General features: G+C 48.7%; 11 protein-coding genes. All 11 read right to left on the reverse strand.

Features of this window, described 5'->3' with window-relative positions; all coding sequences use genetic code 11:
• Positions 1-9: 9 nt before the first annotated feature.
• The 11 genes from pfkB to H2R00_RS18860 all read right to left on the reverse strand — a co-directional run bounded on the left by pfkB (position 10) and on the right by H2R00_RS18860 (position 13,368).
• Complete coding sequence (gene pfkB, locus H2R00_RS18810) at positions 10-924, reverse strand: D-tagatose-1-phosphate kinase (protein ID WP_182070055.1); 915 nt, start codon at positions 922-924, stop codon at positions 10-12.
• Positions 925-1,007: 83 nt separating this feature from the next.
• On the reverse strand, positions 1,008-1,787 hold the full coding sequence (locus tag H2R00_RS18815; protein WP_003185233.1) for a MurR/RpiR family transcriptional regulator: 780 nt from the start codon (positions 1,785-1,787) through the stop codon (positions 1,008-1,010).
• A gap of 109 nt (positions 1,788-1,896) precedes the next feature.
• Positions 1,897-2,223 carry a four-helix bundle copper-binding protein gene (locus H2R00_RS18820; protein WP_234112282.1) on the reverse strand — a complete coding sequence of 109 codons (327 nt, stop codon included), beginning with the start codon at positions 2,221-2,223 and terminating at the stop codon, positions 1,897-1,899.
• Positions 2,224-2,326: 103 nt separating this feature from the next.
• A complete protein-coding gene (locus H2R00_RS18825; RefSeq protein WP_182070057.1) occupies positions 2,327-3,256 on the reverse strand; it encodes a metal ABC transporter substrate-binding protein in 930 nt (309 codons plus the stop codon).
• Between the two features lie 27 nt (positions 3,257-3,283).
• Entirely contained in the window at positions 3,284-4,144 is an 861-nt protein-coding gene (locus H2R00_RS18830; RefSeq protein ID WP_003185227.1) for a metal ABC transporter permease, read from the reverse strand.
• A complete protein-coding gene (locus tag H2R00_RS18835; RefSeq protein ID WP_154995265.1) occupies positions 4,144-4,887 on the reverse strand; it encodes a metal ABC transporter ATP-binding protein in 744 nt (247 codons plus the stop codon). The genes H2R00_RS18830 and H2R00_RS18835 overlap by 1 nt, the downstream gene beginning before the upstream one ends.
• A gap of 224 nt (positions 4,888-5,111) precedes the next feature.
• Positions 5,112-8,057, reverse strand: a complete 2,946-nt coding sequence (locus H2R00_RS18840) for a glycoside hydrolase family 3 C-terminal domain-containing protein (protein WP_182070058.1) — start codon at positions 8,055-8,057, stop codon at positions 5,112-5,114.
• Between the two features lie 15 nt (positions 8,058-8,072).
• The gene (yicI, locus tag H2R00_RS18845) at positions 8,073-10,382 is read right to left on the reverse strand and encodes an alpha-xylosidase (RefSeq protein ID WP_182070059.1); all 2,310 of its coding nucleotides are present in this window, start codon (positions 10,380-10,382) and stop codon (positions 8,073-8,075) included.
• A gap of 21 nt (positions 10,383-10,403) precedes the next feature.
• Positions 10,404-11,225, reverse strand: a complete 822-nt coding sequence (locus tag H2R00_RS18850) for a carbohydrate ABC transporter permease (protein ID WP_182070060.1) — start codon at positions 11,223-11,225, stop codon at positions 10,404-10,406.
• Positions 11,222-12,115: a carbohydrate ABC transporter permease gene (locus tag H2R00_RS18855; RefSeq protein ID WP_154995256.1), complete on the reverse strand. Its 894-nt coding sequence runs from the start codon at positions 12,113-12,115 to the stop codon at positions 11,222-11,224. The genes H2R00_RS18850 and H2R00_RS18855 overlap by 4 nt, the downstream gene beginning before the upstream one ends.
• Positions 12,116-12,141: 26 nt before the next feature.
• A complete protein-coding gene (locus H2R00_RS18860) occupies positions 12,142-13,368 on the reverse strand; it encodes an ABC transporter substrate-binding protein (protein WP_182070061.1) in 1,227 nt (408 codons plus the stop codon).
• Between the last annotated feature and the right edge of the window lie 11 nt (positions 13,369-13,379).

The following is a 13,379-nucleotide window of genomic DNA, read 5'->3' on the forward strand; positions in this document are numbered from 1 at the left end:
AAACCCCCTTTATAAATGAGTGATTTGAATTTGTGAAGCTGTTTGATCGAGTTCGGACACATCACCGAGTCCTTTCGAGAATGCCGTCAAGGACCCGGCGGCAGAGGCGTACTTAAGTGCTTCAGGAACGGAACAGCCAAGCTCCTGTTTTCCGACGAATACGGCAAGCATGGCATCGCCAGCACACGCGGTATTGACAACTTTGCCTTTGGCAGCAGTCGCTTTTAAGGTTCTTTGGCGGTCCAAATAAAGGGCGCCATCTTTGCCGCGGGAAATGAGAACCCTTTCAGCGCCGCGGTCGAGAAGCTCGTTTCCGTAATGGATGATGTCTTCTTCGGACAGCGCTTTCTTCCGGCTGAAAAAGGCGGCCAGCTCCTGTTCATTCGGTTTAATCAGGTAAGGATGGTATGAAAGACAATCTAATAGGATGGGAGAACTGATATCCAAGATCAATTTCAGATTGTTTTCGGCGGCAATCTCGGAAAGCGAAAGGTACATGTCATCGGGGACTCCTCTCGGAAGACTGCCTGATATAAATAAGAAACGGCCGGGCGGGATTTGACGGATTTTGTTGATCAGCTCCTGTTTTCGGCCTTCAGATATGAGCGGTCCTTTGTTTACGATCTTAAATTCCCGGGTGGCATTGATAAAAATATTGATCCGTGAGATGCCTTCCACTTCGACAAAGTCTGTGACGATTTTTTCATTCAGCAGTTCGTTTTCAATAAAACGCCCTGTAAATCCGCCTGTAAATCCAAGCGCAGTATTGTCAAGACCGAGGCGTTTGAGCATAAATGAAATATTGACGCCTTTTCCGTTTGGCTGATAATCTTCATCTTTAGTGCGGTTGACGACATCGGGAAGCAGCTCGTCGGTTTCAACGAATAAGTCGACTGCGGTATTCATCGTGCATGTATAGATCATGCTGTATCCCCCCTTTATCTGTGGCTTCACAGACATTATGTCACAGATAAAAGGGGGGATGTTTACAGGTTGTGTAAAGGTTTTCAGCTATGAGCGGTGCGGATGACGTATGAGTCCAGCATGATGCGGGAGAGGACTTGCAGAGGGAGGCGAGAGCGGACTTCATAATCGGGAAAAAATGATTGTTCACCTTTAAACCCGACCAGTACGATCTCTGATAATTTCGCAAGACGCGAATCAATCCTGGTCGTTAATGTGATGGTGGAAATGGCTTGCAATTTGAAATTTTGAGCGGCTTCAACAAGCTCTTCTGTCTCACCGTTCAGGGAAACAAAAAGGCCGAGGTCTTTTTTGGCAAGTGTTTTTGACTTGCCTCTGATAATATTCGGGTCGCTGTGCATCTCGCAGTTTTTGCCGAGCAGCTGAAGCTTGATCGTCATCTCGGTCCCAATCATTTCAGACAATCCTCTTGCGAAAATATAAACTTTTTCGGCATTGCTGATTTTTTGAATGGCATCTTCGATCAACCCGATATCAAGCATTTTAATCGTATCCAGAACTTCTCTTTCATTCTTTAACACGGCCTGTTTAATTTGGCTGTCAATATCATCCATTAGCGGAGCGTGCCCGAGGTGGTGTTTCTCTTTTAATGCATACTTAAAAGAAGTGTAGCCGTCATATCCGAGTTTTTTCATTAACCTGACAATCGTGGCTGTTGAAACATTTGCATCCTCGCTTAATTTGACAATCGATAAAGTGGCGATGACATCCAAGTGCTGATAAATGTACTCGAGCAAATGCCGTTCTGAATCACTGAGCGACTGATATGTGTCAGAAGTCATTTGAAACACGCTGTCTTTCATAATAAAACCCCCTTTTATAGTCATATTGTATCAGTTTAGCAAGGGGGGAGGAGAAAAAATAAACATTTCCGACATAAGAACATCCGGCCCGAGAGCCGGATATTTCAAGTTAAGAAGCGATTTTTCTGCATGCTTCCGCACATGCAAAACAGCTTTCAGCACAAAGCTGGCAGTGGTCATGCTTGTGCAAGCTGCATTCATTGCCGCAAGCTTCGCAAACCTTTGCGCAAAGCTGGCAAATGTCTTCGGCATACGGGCTGTTGCGCGTCATGGCTTGAACTGCGAAACCGCACATCTCTGCGCATTCCCGATCAAGACGGATGCATTCGGCCATCATCCCCGCGTCTTCTTCCATCAGACATTTGTCAAAGCAATGATTGCAGGCTTCAAGACATTCCCGGCAGGCTTTGATGCATTCCTCATATACAGATTCCACGAAACACACTCCTTTTTCTGCGTTTTTCCTTCGTTGTACCCTGCTTTAAAATCGGGAAAACATACGAAAAAACTGCTGTACATCGTGTACAGCAGTTCGTCGGTTATTCGGCGAGACCTTGATGGATCCGGTCAAGGTTTTCTTTCATCATCTTATAATAGGAATCTCCCGCTTCACCGGGCTTTCCGATCGAGTCGGTGAAGACTTTTGCTTTAATCGGCACGCCCGTTTCCGCTGACAGGCTTTCCATGCTGCGCGGGTCAACGCTTGTCTCCACGAATAAGGCCGGAACGTCCTTTTTCTTCACGGTGTCAACGATTTTTTTCATCTGACCGGGAGTTCCTTCATTTTCGGTATTGATTTCCCAAATATACTCTCCGTCGACGCCGTAGGCCGAAGTGAAATATTTAAAAGCCCCTTCGCTTGTCACAAGGATGCGGCGCTCTTTCGGTATATCTTTAAAGCGGTTCACCGCTTCATCATGAAGCTTTTGCAGCTTGCCGATATAGGCTTCCGCGTTTTTCTCGTAGTCTTCTTTATGGTCGGGATCGTTTTTGATCAGCGCATCTCTTGCGTTTTTTGCATATTGAATCCCGTTTTCTATATCGAGCCATGCATGAGGATCTTCTTCCGTTTCTTTTCCTTTAGCGGTGAGATGCTTTGGCTTGACCCCTTTGCTCAGCTTGTAGACAGGGGCGCCATCACCGTCTTTTTCAGCTGTTTCCAGCAGCTTGTTAAACCAGCCGTTCCCAGTCTCCAAATTCAGGCCGTTGTAAAAGACGACATCGGCGTCCGTCGTTTGTTGCACGTCTTTAGGCAACGGATCATACTCGTGCGGGTCTGTTCCGACAGGTACAATGCTGTATAAATCGATGTGATCCCCTCCGACTTGTTTGACGATGTCATAGAGAATGGAGTAGGTGGTGACGACCTTCAGCTTTCCGTTTTCTTCACTGCTGCTTTTCGAGGAGCAGCCGGCGGCGAGAAGCAGAATCAATGCCGCCGCAAATGCTAGTGTTTGCTTCCATTTCATGTTTTGTTTTCCCCCTTTATTTGGCGGTTATTGTTGAAGTGCTGCCCGTTTTCTTCTTGATTTCACTGCTCTCCAAAGTACGCCTTGTTTCGGTGAAAACGTAAAGGAAAGTCCGAATAAAATCGTAGCCACGAGCACGATTGCCGCTCCTGAGGAGAGGTTGTACGTATAGCTTAATCCAAGGCCGATGACCGCTGACAAAGCGCCGAGGAAAGCGGACAAATAGATCATCACCCACAGCCGGTCTGTCAATAAATAAGCGGTTGCGGCAGGCGTGATCAGCATCGCGACGACGAGGATAATGCCGACGGTCTGAAGCGATGCGACCGTAACCATTGTTAAAAGCGTCATTAAAAAGTAGTGGATCAGCCGGTTCGGCAAACCGTAGACGGCCGCCATCGTCGGGTCGAAAGAGGTGATGAGCAGCTCTTTGTAAAACAAAAAGACAGCGGTAAGAATAATGACTCCGATGACGAGCGTGATCCACATGTCTGATGAACGAACGGCCAGCACATTTCCGAATAAGATGTGGTACAGATCGCTTGAGCTTTTGACAAGCGTGATTAAAATGATCCCGACGGCGAAAAAGGCCGTGAATACGATGCCGATGGCCGAATCGTTTTTAATCCGGCTGTTTTGGCTGACATAGCCGATTCCGAGAGCCGTCAGGATGCCCGTAAAGACGGCGCCGAAGAAAAAATTGACGCCGAGCATATAAGAGATGGCGACGCCCGGAAGAACCGCATGTGAAATCGCATCTCCCATCAGCGCCATTCCCCTGAGAATGATAAAGCAGCCGATGACGCCGCAAATGATGCCCACCATAATCGAGGTGAACAGCGATTTTTGCAGAAACGAATATTCCATCAAACCATGGATAAACTCCATCACATCGCACCTCTTTTCGATTGCAGGAACGGAAGCTGAGATTCGTAGGCTTTCATCATCACGTCGGGATTGAGGATGTCGGAGACAGGGCCTTTTTGAATCAGCTCTTTGTTCAGCAAAATTAATTCATTGAAGTAGCTGTCCGCTTTGCTTAAATCGTGATGGACGACAAGAACGGTCTTTCCTTCATCACGAAGTTCCTTTAAGATGCTGACGATCATTTCTTCGCTCGTCACATCAATTCCGACGAACGGTTCGTCAAGACAGAACAGCTCTGCTTTTTGGGCGAGCGCCCGGGCGAGAAAAACGCGCTGCTGCTGCCCGCCTGACAGTTCACCGATCTGGCGCTTGGCATATGCTTCCATCCCGACTTTTTCAAGACAGTGATATGCCCAGTCTTTATCGCGTTTTTTCGGACGTCTGAAAAGGCCGAGTTCAGGATATGTGCCGAGGATGACGGTGTCGAGGACATTGATCGGGAACGTCCAATCCATATCATTCCGCTGCGGAACATAGGCGATTTGCTTGCGTACATCTTTGAGCGGTTTTCCCAGCAGACGGACGTCGCCTTTATCTTTTGGAATCAATTGGAGCATGGATTTTAGCAGCGTTGATTTTCCTGCGCCGTTCGGTCCGATAATGCCCGCCATCATTCCTTGATCGAGCGAGAAAGTGATATTGTGAAGCGCTTCTGCGCCGTGATAAGAAACATATAAATCTTTTACGGTAATTGCGGGTTTCATAGCTTCATTAACCCCTTTCTATGTCTATATGAAAGTTAACCTGCATACAATATTTTTGTTTCGGCAATTTTTTATTACCTAGTGACATTTTTTTTACCTAATGCAACTTTTGATTGAATTCTAATATATCATTTCTAAATTGTAAAGCGCTAAAATTGCTGAAAAACGGTAAAAGCCATGCAGATCAAGCTGCATGGCTTTTAAAAAATTTCTCATTTGCCGATTTATCGTTCAAATTGAAATGCATCGATTGCAACTTTCCCTTTGAAGACAAAATAGACGCGGTGGGTGCCTGCAGATTTTCGGACGGAAGCTTTTACCGTTTTCCAGTTTTGCAATCCGGATGTGTCAGGCACTTTTAACGAACCGATTTGTTTTCCTTTTTGAGGATGGTCGAGGAAGATGCCGATTTCGCCGCCGCTGCTGCTTGCAACCTTTGCTTTTATCCTTTTTTCGCCTTTGAAGCGGACATCATGGAAGGCGATCCACGCGTTTGTTGTACTGTTTTTTACCGCATCCCCGCCGTATTTGGATTCTTCGGTGATGAGCACGCCTTTGTAGTCGTCGTAGTTTTCAGCATTTGTCTGCCGGCGCAAGTTCCGTTCCCGAATCGTTTCACCCTGGACGAAAATCCGCTTTGTCTTGCGGATGTCCGCCGCCGAGCTGCCGACTGATATTTTGTAAGCCCCTCTTTCAACGGCAAACGTTTCTCTCGTCACATCCCAGAAGGTAAGGTCTGTCTGTTTCAGCTTGAATGTCACGGTTTTCGTTTCTTTCGGTGCCAGTTCAACCCGCTGAAAGTCTTTCAGATCCAGATTCGGTTGTTTAACACGCGTTTTAAATAGGGGAGAAGTATAGAGCTGAACGACTTCCTCCCCTTTTCTCCCGCCTGTGTTGGTGACGTTAACGCGGATCGTGACAGATCCGTCTTTTTTGATGCTGTCAGAGGAAACGTTTAAACCGCTGTAGCGGAACGCTGTATAGGATAACCCGTGGCCGAACGGATACAGCGGCCTGCCTTCGAAATATTTATAGGTTCTTTTCCCTTTGATGATATCGTAATTCATCATATCCGGAAGTTCTTTGACTGAGGTGTGCCAAGTTTGCGTCAGCCGTCCGCCCGGATTTTCATCTCCAAAGAGAATGTTCGCCAATGCGCTTCCCGCTTCCTGGCCTCCGTGAGCGGAATATATGATCGCAGGAATGTGCGCTTTAGCCCAGTTGAGAGCGAACGGATAGCTGCCCGTTACGACAAGCACCGTATTGGGATTGGCTTTAGAAACGGCTTTCAGCAGATTTTCCTGGGCGGGAGGGAGTGTAATGTCTTTCCGGTCTTCGGTTTCCCGGCCGTTGATGTAAGGATTGTTGCCGACGAACACGACGGCTTTGTCCGCGGCTTTTGCCAGCCGAACCGCTTCATCCGTACCGCTCTTGATGATCGTCTTTGAAAACTTTTCCGCTGCTGTTGCCGGCTTTTCGGCGGCGGCTGTTAATGTCCCGTCTTTTCCGGCTGTGAGATATTTGCCGTTTGCCGTATTTTTGATGGCAAATGTCCCGTCAGGCTGCTGTTCAAACTGGAAAGTTTCTTTGACAGTCCAGCCGTTCGGCTGTTTCTGATCAGCGATCAGCTTGCCGTCATCCTGAAGCGAGACATAGAGACCGTTCGCTTGGGCACGAAGGGTGAAGATGCTTTCTCCCCAATCCGCCGCATCGAATGCCGCGCTTTTCTCAAGCTTGTCAGCCGATGCTGTGAGCGGTTGTTTGCCGTCCCGGCCTGCGGTTACAAACTTTCCGGTCAGCGCGGATTTGAATCCGCTTTGTTCCAGCCCTTCGGCAAAGGAGACGCGGTCTTTGCCGATTTTGTCCGCGATTCCGTCAAGCGGGGTTTTCCGATATGGCATCGTTCCGCTGTACCAATCTTCGTAAAGCGCATCTCCGAACGGACCGATGACTGCGATGTTTTCATTCTTACGGGTATTGAAGGGAAGCAGGTCCCGATCGTTTTTCAGTAAAACGATGGCTTTTTCAGCCGCTTTTTTCGCCAGCTGCTGGTGCTTTGGACTGTTGATGACGTCATCTGTCAAGCGGCTGTACGGATTGAGTTCGTCCGGATCGAATTCGCCCGTGCGAAAACGGATGCCGAACGTGTTGGCCAAGGCTTGATCGAGGTCTTTTTCAGAAATAAGGCCTTGCTTTAAGGCGCCAGTTAAGGCGCTTTTCGTCAGCTCGGGATTTTCTCCCTGATCCGTAAAGTTGTCAATGCCGGCTTTTACGGCATGGGCATGCGCTTTTTCGTGGCTGTCATAATACCTATGATCATTGACGATTCCTGAAGGATCAAAGGCATCGCTGACGATGAAGAAATCGTCTCCGGCCCATTTTCGTTTGACTGTGCTGTTGAGCAGCGGGCTCAAAATGGCCGGTTTATCGTTGACAGAATTGTAGGCTGGCATCAGGCTGTATGCGGCTTTTGCGGAAATTGCTGTTTCGAAGGGCTTCAAATAATACTCATGCATGTTCCTGGGATCAATGCTTGAGGAGCTGAATCCCCGGTCTGTTTCGTTGTTATAGGCAAGAAAATGTTTTAAGGTTGGTACTGTTTTCAAATAGAAGGGATGATCACCCCTTAACCCGGAGGCATAGGCGGTTGCTATTTCCCCTGTTAAAAAAGGGTCTTCGGAATAGCCCTCTTCATTTCTCCCCCACCTTGGATCCCGCAGTAGATCGACGACAGGCGCCCAGACGTTGACGCCGTTTGCCGCAGGATCAAGGTGGTGGAAGCCGCGGACTTCATCACCGACCGCTGAGCCGATTTGTTTGATTAACGAGCGGTCCCATGTATGCGCGAGCCCGACAGCCTGCGGGAAAACGGTCGCTTCCCCAAGCCAGGCGACGCCGTGAAGCGCTTCTGTGCCCGTTTTAAAAGCGGGAATGCCGAGCCGGGGAATGGCAGGCTGATATTGATGCATCAGTGACACTTTTTCCTCAAGGGTCAGCCGTGAAAGCAAGTCGCTGACCCTTTTTTGAACAGGGAGACTGGGATCTTGAAAGGGATACTCATATTGATCAGCTTGGGTTTTAGCGGCCGCGGGCTGCGGCGGATCAAAACCGGCGGCGGAAAGGATCATGCACATTGCGACCAACATGATGATGCGGACCTTTTTCAGCATCCTGATCACTCCTTTTTAGAAATAAATGAAGACATCCCGATCCATTTCTTTTGGCTGAATCGCTGTTCCCTCCTGAAGCGCTTCCGCAGCTCCGTTAATAACCGAGGTGACAGAAAGACCGCGGATGAGCAGCTTCCATTTCTTTTGGACGCCTGTTGTTTTTACGGTAATCGTATTTTCATGTCGTGAAGCTCTGACTGTCATTGCTTCGCACTTTTCATTGTAAATCGTCTGTTCGGCTGTGCAGCCGTCTTTTAATTGGTAAAGGCAGAACGTCACATCGTCGAGATAATCATAATCAGGTCGCCCGGATTCCTGCCCGAGCGGCAGCAGCGTGTTTTCCCTGACAAACAGGGGAAGCCCCATATAACCGTACTGTTCTTCTTTCCATTCTCCGCCTTCCGTCTCCTTTCCCGTCAAAAGGTGTGTCCAAGTGCCTTTTGGCAAATAATAACGGACAGCGCCGTCTTCCTGAAAAACGGGCGCGACGAGCAGCCTTCCGCCGAGCATGTACTGTCTGTCAAGCCAGTGGCAAGTGTTATCTCCGGGAAATTCGAGGAGCATCGCCCGCATCATTGGAATGCCTTCAGCGTGCGCTTCATGTGCAGCGGCGTACAAATAAGGCATCAGCCTGTGCTTCAGTTTGACAAAATACCGCATGACATCGGCCGCTTCTTCGTCAAACAGCCACGGAACGCGGTATGATTCGCTCCCGTGCAGGCGGCTGTGCGTGGACAAGAGGCCGAATGCGGTCCAGCGCTTATACAAATCGGCTGTTGCCGTGCTTTCAAATCCGCCGATATCATGGCTCCAGAAGCCAAAGCCTGAAAGGGAAAGCGACAGGCCGCCGCGTAGGCTTTCAGCCATTGAATCATAGCTGGCAAAACAATCCCCGCCCCAGTGTACGGGAAATTGCTGGCCGCCGGCCGTCGCCGACCTTGCAAACACGACCGCTTCCCGTTCGCCGCGCTTTTGCTTCAACAAGTCAAATACGGTCTTGTTGTATAAAAAAGAATAATAATTGTGCATTCTGTCGGGGTCTGATCCGTCAAAGTAAACTGCGTCTCTCGGAATCCGTTCTCCGAAATCGGTCTTGAAGCAGTCGACCCCCATGTCGAGCAGGCTTTCAAGCTTTGAACAATACCAGTCACGCGCTTTTTTATTGGTGAAGTCGACGATTGCCATTCCGGCCTGCCACCGGTCCCACTGCCACACATCTCCGCGGCTGTTTTTCAAGAAGTAGCCGTTTTCTTTTCCTTCCTGAAAGAGCTTCGATTTTTGAGCGATGTAAGGGTTGATCCAGACGGATATTTTCAGACCCTTTTCTTTCAGGCGGCTGAGCATGGCTTCAGGCTGCTTAAAATATCGTTCATCCCATTCGAAATTGCACCATTCAAATTCTTTCATCCAGAAGCAGTCAAAATGAAACACGCTGAGCGGGATGCCGCGTTCCTTCATTCCGTCGATGAAGCGGGTCACGGTCTCCTCAGAATAGTCGGTTGTGAACGATGTTGACAGCCAGAGGCCGAAAGACCAGGCCGGGGGAAGCGCCGGTTTTCCCGTTAACGCCGCATAGCGTTTCAAAACATCCTTTGGTTCGGCGCCGCTGATGACAAAATAGTCAAGCGATTCTCCTTCGACCGAAAACTGCGCTTTGGATACGACTTCAGAACCAATTTCATATGAGACGAGCTCGGGATGATTGACAAAAACACCGTACCCTTTGTTTGACAAATAGAACGGCACATTTTTATACGCCTGCTCCGTGCTTGTTCCGCCGTCCTGGTTCCAGATGTCTACGGTTTGGCCGTTTTTCACGAAAGCCGTAAAACGCTCGCCTAGGCCGTAGATCAATTCGCCGACGCCGATGTTGAGCTGTTCCCTCATAAAGGTGCGCCCGTCATCGCTCGTGATATAGGCGAGGCTGCTCGATTCGCTTGCGGTCAGGCTCTGTCCATTACGTGAAAATTGGTAGCCCCATCCGTTTTTGCTCACTTCGACGCATAGGCTGCCGCTTTGGAAGGTAAGCGCCTCATCGTGTTCGGAGATGACCGGTTCAACGTCTGTCATATGCAGCTGAAAATCGGGTTTCCGAGGCGTTTCCCCTTGAAAATGGAACACTTGCACACGGATCACGTCTTCAAGGGGACTCGAAAATCTCACGGTGAGCATGCGGGTGTCCAGCGTGTCTCCGCGCTTTTGAACCGCTTTGACAGGCCCGTATACGGTCAATGATTGCTGATCAATCCTTCGGTCGTAGGCTTCTTTTGGCGTGTTGATGTGATATCCTTCCCGCGTCAGCCAGTAGCCGTCTGAAAATTTCATGATCGAAAACACCCTTTCTTTTTACTTGATGGATCCGTTGATAAGTCCTTTCACAAGCTGCTTTTGAAGCAGTATAAAAATGATGATGACAGGCAGAACCGATAAAACGGCAAATGCCATCAGATCATTCCACTGGATTCCGTATTGGCTGATCACATTGTAAATGCCGGCCGTCAGCGGCCACAGCTCCTGATTTCGGTTGAATGTCATGCTGTAAATCAAATCTCCCCATGTGAAAAAGAAGGAAACCGCTCCGCTGACGGCAATCCCGGGCACACTGATAGGCAAAATAATGCGGATGAATGCGGTAAAACGGCTGCAGCCGTCGATTTTGGCCGCATCCTCAAGGTCCTTGGGGATTCCGAGAAAAAAGGTTCTGAGCATTAAAACCGAAAAAGGAACACCGAGCGTTGCCCCCGTCAAAATCGGTCCGATATACGTATTTAACATGTTCAGTTGATTAAAGGCGATAAACAGCGGAGTCAAAACAACGGTGGCAGGCAGCATTTGCGTGATGAGAAACAGTAAAATAAACATTTTTTTGCCCTTGATCCGAAAGCGCGCCAAGCCGTAGGCGGAAGGAACGGCCAATATGAGAACGATGACGGCAGCAGTCCCGGAAATCAGCAGGCTGTTCAAAAAGTATCCGGCGATGCCTGAAGTGAACACAGCTTCAAAACCGGCCGTCCGGAATGTCTCGGGCCACAATAAAGGCGGTGTTTTAAACAATTCTGCATCGCTTTTGAAAGCCGTGGCGATCATCCAGTAAACGGGGAATAAAAAGCCGGCCGTAATGAGGACGCCGATGATGTTAAAGAGCCATTCCTTTTGCTTCGTTTTCATGACATCACCTCATCTTTTTTGATCAGCCGCAAATAGACAAGACTGACCAAAAGAAGAATAAAAAACAGGACATTGGCGCTTGCTGCTCCCATGCTGAATTGAAATTCGTCAAAGGAGTAGCGGTAGCTGACGGTTGACAGGACTTCAGTTGCGTGCACCGGGCCGCCTCCAGTCATCACAAACACAAGGTCGAACACTTTGAACGTATAAATGAAGCCGAGCATCATGACGACAGTGATTACCGGCCGCAATAAAGGCAGGGTCAGATGGATGAATTTCTGAAAAGCATTTGCGCCGTCAAGGCTTGCGCTTTCATAGACGTCTTCCGGAAGGGAGCTGAGACCGGCGGATATGAGCAGCATGTTAAAGGGAATGCCGACCCAGATGTTGGCGATGATAACGGACCAGATGGCAATGTTCGGGTCTGACAGCCAGGGGATTGGATTGTCGATCACTCCCCATGATAGGAGGAGTTGATTGAACACTCCTTCATTTGAAGCCATCATAAACTTGAATAAAAGCGCCGTAACCGTCAGCGGAATGAGCCAGCTCACCATCATCAATCCCCTGAGAAACGGGGCAAGCCGGAACTTCATGCTGAAAAACAAAGCGAGCAAAAAGCCGATTGCAAACTGAAAAACGACGCTTCCGGCCGTGTAAAGCAGCGTGTTTTTTATAGATGCCCAAAATACTTTATCCTGGGCAAGCCGCTGATAATTGTCGATTCCTATAAAACTGATATCCTGTGAGGCTATATTTGCAAGCGACACGTTTTGAAAGCTGAGAATCATGTTGTAGATGAGAGGATAACCGATAAGAGCAAGCATAAAAAGAACTGCCGGAAACAAATAGAAGTACCCTTCCCATTTACGGACGATGGTTCTGATCATGTCAAAACTCCTTCGTGCGCTTAAAGCTAGTTTAAGGCACTGATTTTTTGTGCGGCCTCATCCAGCGCTTCTTTCGGCGTTTTGCTTTCGCTCAATGCTTCCTGCAGGGCCGTCTGCAAAGCTTCCGAAATTTTCGGCCAGTCTTTCGAAGGGCCGCGGGCTGATGCGATCTCCATGATCGGAATGAAGGCTTTTAAATTGTCATCTGTTTTCCAATGGCTGGATGATTCGAGCAAATCCTTACGCGGCGGGAATACACCTGTTTCCACTGTCAGCGTTTCGAGCCGCTCAGGGTCGATCAGCCAAGTGATAAAATCCCAGGCGCCGTCGGTGTTTTTTCCTTTAACGACCGCAATGTTTTCCCCGCCGAGGGCGGAAGCGAATGTTTGATCTTTCGGGATATAGGTAATTCCGTAATTTAAGTGCCCGGCTTCTTTCAGCCGTTCAATGTTCCAGGAGCCGTTGATCATCATGGCGAGCTGACCTGCTGCAAACTGTCTGGCCAGATCATCCTGGGTGGCGTTTAACACTTCCTTGCTCATTGCGCCTTCCTTTACCAGGTCCGTTAAAAACTGCAAAGAAGAGGCTGCTTCTTTTGAATTCAGTTGTTTTAGATCTGCTCCGGAAGACAAAAGAAACGGATAAAATTGAAAAGCGCTTTCCTCTGATTTGACAGCTGACAGGGCAAATCCTTTCGTTTGGCCTTTGCTCGTTTTCTTCGCTGCTTTTTTCAGGTCGCTCCACGTTTCAGGCGGCTCGGAAATCCCTGCATCCTTCAAGAGGTCTTTGTTGTAAAACAAGGCAAGCGCGTTGCTTGCGAAAGGGATGCCGTAGTACTTCTCTTCATATACGGCTGATGATAGCGGCCCCTCATAAAACTGGTCATCCTGCCCCCATTGATCGATTTTCTCCGTCAAATCTTCGAGCACGCCCATGGCGGCGAATGAGGCATTGTCGACATTGTCAAGGAAAACGGCGTCAGGCATAGCATTGCCGGCTGCCCCGACAGACAGCTGCTTTTTCACTTCATTAAAAGGAATGTACTCCGTTACAACTTTGTACCGGTCCTGAGACCGATTGTACTGTTCGACAAGCTCATGATAAAGCTCCTGCTGCTTACCGGTGAAGTAATCCCAGACTTTTATTTCTTCCGCATGCTTTGCGCCGGTGCCGGTGTCGTTGCCGCTTTTGCAGCCTGCCGAAAAAACGAGAAGAAAGGCGAGGCAGATGTTCATCAGAGACGATTTTTTCAAAAACGTTCACT

It is taken from the genome of Bacillus haynesii, assembly GCF_014042035.1.
Classification (GTDB): domain Bacteria; phylum Bacillota; class Bacilli; order Bacillales; family Bacillaceae; genus Bacillus; species Bacillus haynesii.

What these genes read in the sequence shown, in the direction of transcription:
- H2R00_RS18830 (WP_003185227.1), bottom strand. Translation starts at nt 4,144, where the DNA reads ATGGAGTTTATCCATGGTTTGATGGAATATTCGTTTCTGCAAAAATCG.
- H2R00_RS18850 (WP_182070060.1), bottom strand. Translation starts at nt 11,225, where the DNA reads ATGAAAACGAAGCAAAAGGAATGGCTCTTTAACATCATCGGCGTCCTC.
- H2R00_RS18835 (WP_154995265.1), bottom strand. Translation starts at nt 4,887, where the DNA reads ATGAAACCCGCAATTACCGTAAAAGATTTATATGTTTCTTATCACGGC.
- pfkB (WP_182070055.1), bottom strand. Translation starts at nt 924, where the DNA reads ATGATCTATACATGCACGATGAATACCGCAGTCGACTTATTCGTTGAA.
- H2R00_RS18840 (WP_182070058.1), bottom strand. Translation starts at nt 8,057, where the DNA reads ATGCTGAAAAAGGTCCGCATCATCATGTTGGTCGCAATGTGCATGATC.
- yicI (WP_182070059.1), bottom strand. Translation starts at nt 10,382, where the DNA reads ATGAAATTTTCAGACGGCTACTGGCTGACGCGGGAAGGATATCACATC.
- H2R00_RS18825 (WP_182070057.1), bottom strand. Translation starts at nt 3,256, where the DNA reads ATGAAATGGAAGCAAACACTAGCATTTGCGGCGGCATTGATTCTGCTT.
- H2R00_RS18815 (WP_003185233.1), bottom strand. Translation starts at nt 1,787, where the DNA reads ATGAAAGACAGCGTGTTTCAAATGACTTCTGACACATATCAGTCGCTC.
- H2R00_RS18855 (WP_154995256.1), bottom strand. Translation starts at nt 12,115, where the DNA reads ATGATCAGAACCATCGTCCGTAAATGGGAAGGGTACTTCTATTTGTTT.